The following is a 10967-nucleotide window of genomic DNA, read 5'->3' as shown; positions in this document are numbered from 1 at the left end:
TAAGCTCGATCGCGGCGGCGTAAGGCCGCGCCTTTTCCGGCTCGCCGCAGAGCATATCGCCGACCGCGCGCGCGAGCGCGGGACGCACGCGCTTGCCGTCCGAGAAGAGCGTGTAGCCCATCGCTTCCTCAAGCGTGGAGCCGGAACCGGCGCAGGCGCGCAGACGCGCCTCCGCCATCGAGGCGTACGCGGCGTATTTTTCGCTGAAGGTCGCGTCATTCATTGGCGGTGAAGTCCTCTTTTTTCATGCCGTCGCCGTCCTTGACGAGCAGCTTTATCTGCTTCTCGGCGGCGTTGAGCTTCGCGGTGCAGACCTCGGTCAGTTTCACGCCTTTTTCAAAGAGCGCGAGCGCCTCGTCCAGCGGGATATCGCCGTTTTCAAGAGATCTGACGATCTCGTCAAGCTGCTTTATCGCGGTTTCAAAACTGATGTCGCTCATATCTTTTCTCCTCCGGAAATATTATCCTTTTCAACTACCGTCTCTACTCGGCAGCCGGCGCTGCCGTCCCTGAGAAGCACGGTGATCGCGTCGCCCGCGGAAAGCTCCTTCGCCGAGCGGAGGGGTCTGCCCTCCTTCTCGGAAATCGAGTAACCGCGCGCGAGCACGTTCAGCGGACTCATCGCGTTGAGCGACGCCGCCGCTTCCGAAAGGCGCTTGCGCGCCTGCTCCGTGCGGAGCTTCATCGCCGACGCGAACGCCTTGACGGCGTAGTCGAGATTCATGCGGCGCTGATCGACCTGATACATCGGGCTCTCCATACAGCGGCGGGACTTCAGCTCGTCAAGCCGCCTGCGGCAGAGCTCGACGCGCTTGCCCATCGCCGCCGCCATGCGCTTTTCGCAGCCGTCGAACCACGTCAGCATATCGGCGGCGTTCGGCACGGCAAGCTCGGCGGCCGCCGAAGGCGTCGGCGCGCGCAGGTCCGCGACGAAGTCGGCGATCGTGAAGTCGGTCTCGTGCCCGACGGCCGAAATCACCGGCGTTTCGCTCGCGGCGATCGCATAGGCGAGCTCCTTGGAGTTAAAAGCCCATAGGTCTTCGATCGAGCCGCCGCCGCGCCCGATGATGATGACGTCGACGGGCTCCGCGCCCGAGTTGAAGTATTCGATGCCGCGTATGATCGTCGGCGGCGCGTCCTCGCCCTGCACCAGCGCGGGGTAAAGTATGATTTCGGCGAGCGGATACCGCCTGCCGAGGATATTTATCATGTCGCGGATCGCCGCTCCCGTCGGCGAGGTCACTATGCCGATCTTGTTCGGCAGGCGCGGGAGCTTTTTCTTTTTCGCCTCGTCGAATAGTCCCGCCTGCCGCAGCTCTTCCTTAAGCTGCTCGTAGGCGATATTCAGCGCGCCGAAACCGTCCGGTATCATATCGTCGATATAAAGCTGATACGCCCCGTCGCGTTCGAAGACGCTGACACGCCCGTGGACGACGACCTTCATGCCGCTCTGAGGCTCGAAAGTCAGCTTGTCGGCGCTGCCCTTGAACATCACCGTCTTGATCAGCGAGTTCTCGTCTTTGAGCGTCATATACATATGACCGCTGCGGTGGTGGATGAAGTTGGAAAGCTCGCCGCGCACCCAGACGGAATTGAGTATATCCTCCGCGTCGATTATCTGCTTTACGTACTTATTCAGCGCGGAAACGGTTATGATATTGCGTTCGGGCATCGCTTCACTCCCCTTTCAGACCGCACAGCGCGGCGGCGAGAAACGCCGTTCCGGCGGCGTTATCCGACGAAAACTCCGGCTTGGTGAAAACGACGTTTTCCATCCGCGCGGAGACGTAATTCCTGATATATTCGCTCGACATAACTCCGCCCGCAAAAAGTACCGGCACGACGCCGCGCTCTTCGCGCAGCCGCGCCGAAACGCGCACGAGCATCTCCGCGACGTAGCCGAAGCAGTATGCCGCGACGTATTCGGGCGCCGCGCCTTCGTCGAGCAGACGGGCGCAGACGTTTTCGACGCCGGAAAGGCAGCAGTCGCCCCCCTTCAGCACCGGCTTCGCGGAGACATCGCCGGCGTATGCGAGCGCGAGCTTATCCATTTCGGCGCCCGCGGGGAAAGCGAAACCGAGCCGCACGCCTATCCTGTCGATGAGCTGACCCGCGCTGATATCGAGCGTTTTTGAAACTATATCTACGGAAACTCCGCCGCGTGAGCTCTTGACGAAAAGCCCCTCGGTCGTGCCTCCGGAAACGTGAAACGAGATGAAGTCGGACGCGAGCAGGTCTACCCTGCCGGCTCCGTAAAGCGCGGCGGCAATGTGCCCCGCCTGATGCGAAAGCTCCTTCAGCGGCACGCCGTGGCTTGAGGCGATGCCGTGAGCGAAGGTCCTGCCGACGAGGAAGCAGGGCATATACGAGCCCTCCGCGTCGCGCGGACGCGTCGAAACGCCGACTCCCGCGAGCCGGGCGCCTTCCGGGAGGCGCGAGAAGACTTTTTCCGCGACCTCCGGCAGCTGCTTTACGTGCAGGAAGACCGCGTCGCTCTGGCGCAGTCCCTTTTCGCCGGCGGCGACGGGCAGCAGCTTCTTTTCGCTTATCATCACGCCGTCCTCAAGGTAGGCCGCGGCGGAGGTGGTGTAGTTGCTCGTGTCTATTCCGAGATAGTATTTCATTCTTCCGCTTTCTCTTCTTCCGGTTCTTCCGGCTTCGCGTCCGCCGCCTTTGGAGGCAGTTCGCGCACTATCGAGCCGAGTATGCCGTTGACGAAGGCGGAACACTCCTCGCCCTCGTACTGCTTGGCGAGCTCGACCGCCTCGTTTACGGTGACGCTCGTGGGAATATCGTCCGCGCAGAGAAGCTCGCAGACCGCGAGGCGAAGCGCCGCGACGGTCACGGATGACATACGCTGCACCGTCCAGCCGACGGCGTACTTCTCTATCAGCGCGTCGATCTCGGCGCGTCTGTTTTCGCAGGCGGCGAGCATGGCGACGGAGTAGGCGTCGGGCTCCTGCTCTTCACCGCGCCGCGCCGCGAGGATATCCTCCGCCGCGTGCTTGCCGAAGCCGTATTCGAATATCATTTCAAACGCCGTGCGGCGCGCTTTCGTTCTGCTCATACGTATTCTCCCTTATTACCTGATAGCTGCATATATACATATTGGATTATACACTATCCGCGCGCAAAAAGGAATACTTTTTCTCAAAAAATGTATATTTTTTATTTATAAATACAGCGCGGACGCAAAAACCGCGCCCGTGAGGGCGCGGTTTTTAAGTTTCTGCGTAAATGCGCGGGCGATCAAGATCGCCCTTGCGTAAGCGGCTTTGCCGCTTATCTCTTCAGCGCGATGACGACGCGGCGTGCGCTGCCTTCGCCCTTGGAGTAGGACTCGAGGCCTTCGATCTCCTGGATGACCATGTGCACGATGCGTCTCTCGTTCGGGCTCATCGGCTCGAGGGTCAAACTTCTGCCGGTCTTGCGGACGCGCTCGGCGTACTTCTTCGCGAGGCGTTCGAGCGTCTCTTCCCTGCGGGCGCGGTAGCTGCCCGTGTCGATGTAGACGCGCATATGCTTCTCGCCGCTCTTGGCGGAGACGATGCCGGTCAGGTACTGCAGCGCGTCGAGGGTTTCGCCGCGGCGACCGATGATGGCGTTGATGTCCTCGCCCTCGATGTTGATGCGGACGCCGTCTTCGGTCTGTTCGCTCTTGATCTCAACGGGCTTGGAGGATATGTAGGGAAGGATCTTCGCGAGGAAGGCCTCCGCCCTCTCCTGCTTGCTGCCGGCGGGCGCGTCACTCTTCACGGGCGCGGGCGCGGCGGGCTCTTCGGGAGCCGCTTCGGCGGCTTCTTCTTTGCGCTCTCTGCGGGAGAGCTTTTTCTCTTTCTTCTCCGGCGCGGGCTCCTCGATAACGGGAGCGGCGGCCGGCGCTTCTTCGGCTTCGGCTTCTTCGGGTCTGCCGTCGTCGTAGAACGCGACGACCTCGGCGTTCGTGCCGCCCATAAAGCCCAGAACCTTCTTGGTGGGTGCGGTGATGACCTCTACTTCAACGTCGTCTCTGTCCCTGCCCAGCTTTTCGCATGCGGCGCGGATGGCGTCATCTATGGTCTTACCGGTCCCGGTAGCTTCGATTCTCATTGTTAATACTCCGTTCCGCCGTCATCGGACGGCAATTATCACGTCGGGGGAATTATTCCCTCCACTCTTCCTCTTCCCTGCGGCGGGCTTCGGCGAGCTTGCGCTTGGCTTCTTCCTTGAGCTCCTTCGCGCTCTTGGGACCGACCTCCTCGACGGTATAGTCTTCGTTTTTGATAAGGATGTTCGCTTCTTCCTTCGTTATCGCTTCGCCCTTTTTGGCCTTCTTCTTGGCGCGGATGCGCATCACGCGCTCGACGGTGTAGTACCTGCCGAGAATGACGGTCTGGAGGGTGATGACGATGTTGGATACGCACCAGTAGAAAACAAGCGCGGACGGTACGGAGAAGCCGATGACTACCGAGAAGATAGGCATGAACAGCATCATTCCCATACCGGGCTGCTTCTCGCCGCCTGCGTTGCGCTGGTTGATCTTCATCGTGATCAGCTGCATCAGCAGCGCGGTAAGACCGGAAAGCAGCGGGAAAAGCCAGTAAACCGAAATCTGCCCGAAGGACGCTGTCTGCGTCAGGTCGAGCCCGAAAAGCTTCAGATTAAGCGGCAGGCCGAAGAGCGAATCGCCGGAGATCTTCGCGAAGTCGGCGGCGTTCCAGCTCGCCTGCGGCAGACCCGCGTAGTACATATCGAGCGTGCTGACGCCCTCGACCGCGGGAAGCGCGTTGATAAGATCGTTCGCGACGCCGGCAATGTAGTGCAGCGGGTAGCGGATGACTTCGTAAAGGCCGATGAATATCGGCAGCTGGAGCAACGCGGTAAGGCAGCCGGAATAAGGCGAATAGCCCTCGGACTGATAGAGCGCGTTGATCTCTTCCCTCGCCTTCATAGGATCGCTCTTGTATTTCTGGCGTATTTTGTTTTCAAACGGGCGCATCCTCGCCGCCATCGTCTGGCCCTTCTGCTGCTTGATCGAAAGCGGCAGGAGCAGCAGGCGGATAATGATGGTGAAGAAGATGATCGAAAGGGCGTAATTATTGAATATATAATACAGCCCTCTCATCAGATACCCGAAGGGTATCGCAATGATACTAAACACTTGAGTTCCTCCTGCGTACCGTTACGGTACGGGGTCGTAGTATTTCTTCGAAAACGGGTTGCAGCGGAGCAGCCGCTTGAACGCGAGCCATCCGCCCTTCAGCGCGCCGTATTTCGTTATCGCCTCGTATGCGTAGGCGGAGCAGGTCGGGTAAAACCTGCAGTGCGGCTGCGTGTGCGGTGAGATATGCTTTTGATAAAACTTTATCAGCGCGAGAAAACAGCGTTTCATCATTTCAACCCCAGGCGCTCAACGAGCTCACAGATAGCTTCTCCGACTTCGCCCGATTTCATGCGCGGCGTTCTGCCGCGGGCGACGAATACGAAGTCATAGCCCTGCGGCAGGCGGTGTTCCACCGACCTGTAGCCCTCTCTGATGACGCGGCGCGCGCGGGTGCGGGTGACGGCGTTCCCTATCTTCAAGGAAACGGTTATGCCGATGCGGTTACGGCCCGTGCGGTTTTTCTTCGCATAGACCGCAACCGCGTTATCCGCCGCGCTTTTGCCGTGATAATACAGTCTGCGGAACTCCGCGTTCTGCTTCAGAGTCAAAAGCTTCATTGATAAATCAGTAGCTCAGTCTGGCTCTGCCCTTCGCTCTGCGGCGGGCGAGGACCTTTCTGCCGTTCTTGGTGGCCATTCTCTTGCGGAAGCCGTGTTCCTTCTGGCGCTGCAGCTTCTTGGGCTGGTAAGTTCTGATCATTATTTACACCTCCGTGTCAAACTGTTTCTTTTGTTTATGAAATGCCTTGCGGCAATATCAGCGGGATTACTCCTCGTTCTCCTTCGCGGCGGCGTCGATGACCTTCTGCGCCTCGTTGGCGGGAGCTTCGTCGTAGCGCTCGAATTTCTGCTCGAACCAACCCTTGCCCTGAGTGAGAGAACGCAGGAAGATTGCGTAGTCGCTCATCTCGGCCATCGGGACTTCGGCTTCGACGATCTGCATGCCCTTCTCTTCGGCGGGGTTCATGCCGAGGATCCTGCCGCGGCGCTTGCTGACGTCGCCCATGACGTCGCCCATCATATCGCTCGGAACGACGACCTTGAGGTTCGCGATGGGCTCGAGCAGGACCGGAGACGCCTTCGCCATACCCTCTTTGTAAGCGAGGTTAGCGGCGATCTTGAACGCCATTTCGGAGGAGTCGACGGGATGGTAGGAGCCGTCGTACAGGGTGGCCTTCAGGCCGACAACGGGATAACCGGCGAGCACGCCCTTGGTGACGCTGTCGCGCAGTCCCTTCTCGACCGCGGGGAAGAAGTTCTTCGGGACGGAGCCGCCGAACACTTCCTCTTCGAAGATCATTTCATCGCCCTCGCAGGGCTCAAAGCGGATCCACACGTCGCCGAACTGGCCGTGGCCGCCGGACTGCTTCTTGTGTCTGCCCTGAACCTCGACCTTCTTGCGGATCTTCTCACGGTAAGGCACCTTCGCATCCTTAAGATCGACGGAAACGCTGGACTTGCTGTTCTTCAGCTTGGAGACGATAACGTCGAGCTGAGTTTCGCCCATGCCGCTGATGATCTGCTGCTTCGTTTCGGCGTTGTTCTCGAAGGAGATGGTGGGATCCTCTTCCATCAGCTTGCGGAGGCCGGAAGCGATCTTTTCTTCATCGCCCTTCGCCTTGGGAGCGATGGCTTTGGAGAGGCAGGGCTTCGGGAAATCGAAGACCGGCATGACGGTCTCGTTGCTCTGCGTGCAGAGGGTGTCGCAGGTGGAGGCGGAGGCCATCTTCGTTACCGCGCCGATGTCGCCGGCGGGGATGGTATCGACCTCGATCTGCTTCTTGCCGACGATATTGTAAACGTGGGCGATCTTTTCGGTCGTGTTCGCGCGCGGATTGTATACCGTCATATCCGGCTTGATCTCGCCGGAGTAAACGCGGAAGTAGGAGACCTTTCCGACGAAGTCGTCGGCGACGGTCTTGAAGATCTGGGCGACGGGAGCGCCGGATTCGACCTTCTTGGTATCAACTGGCGACGGGAGCATGTGGGTGATGCCGTCGAGCAGCGGAACGATGCCGGTGAGCGTCAGCGCGACGCCGGGATAGACGGGGCTGATGGAGCCGTTGACTATGCCCTTGGCGATGCCGTCCTTGATCTCGGCCTCGGTGAAGGCTTCGCCGGAGAAGTACTTCTCCATCAGCTCTTCGCTGACTTCGGCGACGCTCTCGTTGATGACTTCTTTGTAATGCTCGATGCGCTCGGCCATGTAATCCGGAACCGGAACCTTCTTCTCGACGCCGTTCTCGAAGGTGTACGCTTCGTTGTCGAGCAGGTTGACGAAGCACTCGAGCTTTCTGTCCTTTATCGCGGGCAGGATGACCGGAATGACCTCGCTGCCGTAGATCTCGTGCAGCTTGTCGAGGGTCTCGTAGAAGTTGGCGTTCTCGTCGTCGACGCGGTTGACGAAGAACATACGGGCAAGGCCGTTCTTCTTGCAGAGCTTCATAGCCTTGTAGGTGCCGACGGTGTCGGCGTTGTCGGCGGTCAGAACGATGACAGCCGCGTCCGCGGCGGCGGCGCCGCTGATGGCTTCGCCCTCAAAGTCGAAGTAACCGGGAGTGTCGATCGCGTTGATCTTGGTCCCGTTCCAGTCAAAGGACGCGAGTGAAAGCGAGATGGATATCTTTCTTCTGGATTCCTCGGGATCGAAGTCGAGGTTGGAGTTGCCGTCGTCTACCTTTCCGAGGCGCTCGGTGACCTTCGCAAGATAAAGCATCGCTTCGATGAGGGAAGTCTTGCCCTTGCTGCCGTGGCCGAGGAATACGACGTTTCTGATCTTTTCGGCAGGATAAGTTTTCATTTGGATCCCCTTTCAATATGTTGTAAATGCGTTTCACTGAACGCAAAATGCACATCAAGAAATATTATAATATAAAATGTCAACTATTTCAAGAGTTTTTTTCTTTTGATGAACTCATTTAACAAAAAAACGCAGGGCCTTCGGTTTTATCGAGATGTTCATCGGCAGGTCGGGGCCGTGCTGGCCGTCCATATCGGCGTGGCCGAACACCCAGTCGTGGTTGACTGCCTCAACGTAAAGACGCTTCGTGCGGAAGTAGACGACGTTTTTGTTGTGCAGGTGTCTGCCGAGCAGCAGCTTGATGAAAAGCGGCACGACGCTGCGGAATTTTATGTACTTGACGCCTACGAAGTCGAGCAGTCCGTCGTCCGCGACGGCGTCGCAGGCAATCTTTTTAAGGCCGCCGGTGCTGACTCCGTTCATCGCGATGAAGAAGAAGAAATCGTCCTCAATCTCTGCCTCGTCCGCGACTACGCGCAGGCGGTAGTGCTTGAGCAGCTTGACCATCGACACGCCCTTGGCGTAGTACGCGAGCTTGCCCCACTTCGCCTTCTTGGCGGGGTCGAACTCCATCGTGCTGTTCATGAAGAGTCCGGCGCCGCAGATGTTGATGAAATACTGACCGTTGGCGACGCCGACGTCGATGCCGCCGAGCTTGCCGGCCTTGTAGAGCTCCACACACTTTTTCGCTTTCGGCTTCACACCGAGGTAGTAGGCAAAGTCGTTTGCCGTGCCTATCGGGCAGACGAAGACCGGCACGTCGACCGAGTGATTCATCATGCCGTTGACGACCTCGTTGATCGTTCCGTCGCCGCCGAGGATGAAGATCGCCTTGCAGCCCTGCGGATCGAATGTGTCGAAAAACCGCGTCAGGTCGCCTTTCTCCTTGCTGGGATAGACGCGGACGTCCTCCCTCTCCTGCGCGAGCAGGTAGACGAGCTGTTCAATGAACTTGCGGGACTTTCTGCGCTTGCCTGCGGTAGGATTGTAAAGTAACTGTACGAATTCCAACTTCCTCACCCTTTGACTGAATGTAAAACGCGGTAACCCGCTTCTTTTTCTATAGTTTCGCAGTTGCCGAAAAACTCGCGGATGTGCTTTTCCGCGCTCTCGGCGCCCTGCTGTCTGCGTATGACGACGAACAGCTCTCCCCCCGTCTTCAGCATCCCGAAGGCGTTGTCGAAGAAGGCGTAGACGGTCTTCTTGCCGGCGCGGATCGGCGGATTGGTGACTACCGCGTCGAAGGGGCCTTCCATCCCATCGCCCGCGTCGGACTCCGCGCAGACGGCGGAAACTCCGTTCAGACGGACGTTTTCGCGGCATAGCGCGAGGGCGCGTTCGTTGACGTCGCACATGACGACGGAGGCGCCCGCCTTCGCGAGCGTCACGCCTATCGCGCCGTAGCCGCAGCCGATGTCGAGCGTGCGCACGCCGTTCCAGTCGCGCAGGCGCAGCAGCGCCTCGAGCAGCACGCGGCTGCCCCTGTCGACCCTGTCGGCGGAGAAGACGCCTGCGTCGCTGTTGAAGCTCACGGATACGCCGCCGACGGTCAGCTCGAAGCTGCGCGGACGGGACGCGCTCGTCGGCTCGGAGGAGAAATAATGCTCGCTCATGCCCTTTTCCACTTCACGCCCTGCGGCGTGTCCTCGAGGATTATCCCCTTCGCCTTCAGCTCGTCGCGGATGCGGTCGGCTTCGGCGTAGTTCTTGTTCTTTTTCGCCTCGGTGCGCTGCGCGATGAGTGCCTCGATCTCCGCATCGATGCCCTCCTCCGCTTCGCCGGCGAAGCCGAGGACTCCGCAGAGCTCGTTCAGCAGCGCGAGCCCGTGCTTCAGCGTTGCCTTCTCCGGCTCGCCCGCGAGGTAGGTGTTCAGGTCGCGCACGAGGTCGAAGACGGCGGCGAGCGCGTCGGCGGTGTTCAGGTCGTCCTCCATCGCGGCGATGAAGGCGGCCTTGCGCTCCGCCCACTTCGCTTCGGCGGCGGTATCCTCGGCGCCCTCCGGCGCGGATTCTATGCGGAAGCGCAGGTCGCCGCGGCAGTTGTTTATGCGCTTGAGCGACGCGGCCGCCTGCTCGAGAATGTCTACGGAGTAGTTTATCGGGCTGCGGTAGTGCGCGGAGAGCAGGAACATACGGATCGGACCGTAGCCGAACTTCTCCGCGATGTCGCGCACGGTGAAGAAGTTGCCCTTCGATTTGCTCATCTTCGCGTTGTCGACGTTTATGTAGCCGTTGTGCAGCCAGTAGCGCGCGAAGTCGGCGCCGTTGGCGCATTCGCTCTGCGCGATCTCGTTCTCGTGGTGCGGGAAGATCAGATCCTTGCCGCCCGCGTGGATGTCTATCGTCTCGCCGAGGTGCTTTTTGCACATGGCGGAGCACTCGATATGCCAGCCCGGTCTGCCCTTGCCCCAGGGGGAGTCGAAGTACGGCTCGCCCTCCTTGGCGGCCTTCCAGAGCGCGAAGTCCATCGGGTCGCGCTTGACGTCGCTGACTTCGATGCGGGCGCCCGCCTCCAGCTCCTCGAGCGGCTGATGCGAAAGCTTGCCGTAGCCGCCGAACTTCTTGGTGGAGAAGTAGACGTCGCCGTTCGATTCGTAAGCGTAGCCCTTGTCGACCAGCGTTTTTACTATGTCGATTATGACGTCGATATGCTCAGTCGCGCGCGGATGCACCGAAGCCGGACGGACTCCCAGCCCCTTCGCGTCGGTGTAGTACTCCGCGATGAAGCGCTCGGCGTAGTCCTTCGCCGGCACGCCCTCCTTATTTGCGGCGTTGATGATCTTGTCGTCGATATCGGTGAAGTTCTGCACGAACTTGACCTTGTAGCCCATATACTCGAAGAAATTGCGGAGCGTGTCGAAAACGACAAACACCCTCGCGTTGCCGATGTGGAAAAAGTTATAGACGGTCGGCCCGCAGGCGTACATCTTCACCTCACCCGGAGTTATCGGCACGAATTCCTCTTTTCTGTTCGTAAGCGTGTTGAAAAGCAGCATGATACGCATATCCTTCCATTTTATATACAG

General features: G+C 59.3%; 14 protein-coding genes. All 14 read right to left on the bottom strand.

Annotated elements, in window-relative coordinates:
• A partial coding sequence (locus IJL83_07490) for a geranyl transferase (protein ID MBQ6553438.1) occupies nt 1-223 on the bottom strand: 223 nt, incomplete at its 3' end.
• Complete coding sequence (xseB, locus tag IJL83_07485) at nt 216-440, bottom strand: exodeoxyribonuclease VII small subunit (protein ID MBQ6553437.1); 225 nt, start codon at nt 438-440, stop codon at nt 216-218. The genes xseB and IJL83_07490, both read right to left, overlap by 8 nt.
• Nucleotides 437-1672, bottom strand: a complete 1236-nt coding sequence (locus IJL83_07480; protein ID MBQ6553436.1) for an exodeoxyribonuclease VII large subunit — start codon at nt 1670-1672, stop codon at nt 437-439. The genes xseB and IJL83_07480 overlap by 4 nt, the downstream gene beginning before the upstream one ends.
• 4 nt (nt 1673-1676) lie before the next feature.
• On the bottom strand, nt 1677-2624 hold the full coding sequence (locus IJL83_07475) for a peptidase M22 (GenBank protein MBQ6553435.1): 948 nt from the start codon (nt 2622-2624) through the stop codon (nt 1677-1679).
• A complete protein-coding gene (gene nusB, locus IJL83_07470; protein ID MBQ6553434.1) occupies nt 2621-3067 on the bottom strand; it encodes a transcription antitermination factor NusB in 447 nt (148 codons plus the stop codon). Before nusB ends, IJL83_07475 begins: the two co-directional genes overlap by 4 nt.
• A 215-nt stretch (nt 3068-3282) precedes the next feature.
• Nucleotides 3283-4089: a Jag N-terminal domain-containing protein gene (locus IJL83_07465; GenBank protein MBQ6553433.1), complete on the bottom strand. Its 807-nt coding sequence runs from the start codon at nt 4087-4089 to the stop codon at nt 3283-3285.
• A 52-nt stretch (nt 4090-4141) separates the two neighbouring features.
• Nucleotides 4142-5140 (bottom strand): membrane protein insertase YidC, encoded by a 999-nt coding sequence (locus tag IJL83_07460; GenBank protein ID MBQ6553432.1) that lies wholly within the window; start codon nt 5138-5140, stop codon nt 4142-4144.
• A gap of 21 nt (nt 5141-5161) precedes the next feature.
• The gene (gene yidD / locus IJL83_07455; GenBank protein ID MBQ6553431.1) at nt 5162-5371 is read right to left on the bottom strand and encodes a membrane protein insertion efficiency factor YidD; all 210 of its coding nucleotides are present in this window, start codon (nt 5369-5371) and stop codon (nt 5162-5164) included.
• Nucleotides 5371-5700, bottom strand: coding sequence for a ribonuclease P protein component (rnpA, locus tag IJL83_07450; GenBank protein MBQ6553430.1), 330 nt, complete (start codon nt 5698-5700; stop codon nt 5371-5373). Before rnpA ends, yidD begins: the two co-directional genes overlap by 1 nt.
• Nucleotides 5701-5707: 7 nt before the next feature.
• A complete protein-coding gene (rpmH, locus tag IJL83_07445) occupies nt 5708-5842 on the bottom strand; it encodes a 50S ribosomal protein L34 (protein MBQ6553429.1) in 135 nt (44 codons plus the stop codon).
• A gap of 66 nt (nt 5843-5908) precedes the next feature.
• Entirely contained in the window at nt 5909-7942 is a 2034-nt protein-coding gene (locus IJL83_07440; protein MBQ6553428.1) for an elongation factor G, read from the bottom strand.
• 114 nt (nt 7943-8056) lie between these two features.
• Nucleotides 8057-8953 carry a YegS/Rv2252/BmrU family lipid kinase gene (locus IJL83_07435; protein ID MBQ6553427.1) on the bottom strand — a complete coding sequence of 299 codons (897 nt, stop codon included), beginning with the start codon at nt 8951-8953 and terminating at the stop codon, nt 8057-8059.
• Nucleotides 8954-8958: 5 nt separating this feature from the next.
• Nucleotides 8959-9555, bottom strand: coding sequence for a class I SAM-dependent methyltransferase (locus tag IJL83_07430; GenBank protein ID MBQ6553426.1), 597 nt, complete (start codon nt 9553-9555; stop codon nt 8959-8961).
• Nucleotides 9552-10937 (bottom strand): cysteine--tRNA ligase, encoded by a 1386-nt coding sequence (cysS, locus tag IJL83_07425; GenBank protein MBQ6553425.1) that lies wholly within the window; start codon nt 10935-10937, stop codon nt 9552-9554. Before cysS ends, IJL83_07430 begins: the two co-directional genes overlap by 4 nt.
• Between the last annotated feature and the right edge of the window lie 30 nt (nt 10938-10967).

The sequence above is a fragment of the Clostridia bacterium genome (genome assembly GCA_017438525.1).
In the GTDB taxonomy this organism is placed as follows: Bacteria; Bacillota; Clostridia; order Oscillospirales; family RGIG8002; genus RGIG8002.
Note: the sequence above shows the minus strand (reverse complement) of the source record. Positions and strands in the feature narration are given on the sequence as shown.

What these genes read in the sequence shown, in the direction of transcription:
- rpmH (MBQ6553429.1), bottom strand. Translation starts at nt 5,842, where the DNA reads ATGATCAGAACTTACCAGCCCAAGAAGCTGCAGCGCCAGAAGGAACAC.
- IJL83_07475 (MBQ6553435.1), bottom strand. Translation starts at nt 2,624, where the DNA reads ATGAAATACTATCTCGGAATAGACACGAGCAACTACACCACCTCCGCC.
- yidD (MBQ6553431.1), bottom strand. Translation starts at nt 5,371, where the DNA reads ATGAAACGCTGTTTTCTCGCGCTGATAAAGTTTTATCAAAAGCATATC.
- IJL83_07480 (MBQ6553436.1), bottom strand. Translation starts at nt 1,672, where the DNA reads ATGCCCGAACGCAATATCATAACCGTTTCCGCGCTGAATAAGTACGTA.
- IJL83_07430 (MBQ6553426.1), bottom strand. Translation starts at nt 9,555, where the DNA reads ATGAGCGAGCATTATTTCTCCTCCGAGCCGACGAGCGCGTCCCGTCCG.
- IJL83_07440 (MBQ6553428.1), bottom strand. Translation starts at nt 7,942, where the DNA reads ATGAAAACTTATCCTGCCGAAAAGATCAGAAACGTCGTATTCCTCGGC.
- xseB (MBQ6553437.1), bottom strand. Translation starts at nt 440, where the DNA reads ATGAGCGACATCAGTTTTGAAACCGCGATAAAGCAGCTTGACGAGATC.
- IJL83_07465 (MBQ6553433.1), bottom strand. Translation starts at nt 4,089, where the DNA reads ATGAGAATCGAAGCTACCGGGACCGGTAAGACCATAGATGACGCCATC.
- nusB (MBQ6553434.1), bottom strand. Translation starts at nt 3,067, where the DNA reads ATGAGCAGAACGAAAGCGCGCCGCACGGCGTTTGAAATGATATTCGAA.
- rnpA (MBQ6553430.1), bottom strand. Translation starts at nt 5,700, where the DNA reads ATGAAGCTTTTGACTCTGAAGCAGAACGCGGAGTTCCGCAGACTGTAT.
- cysS (MBQ6553425.1), bottom strand. Translation starts at nt 10,937, where the DNA reads ATGCTGCTTTTCAACACGCTTACGAACAGAAAAGAGGAATTCGTGCCG.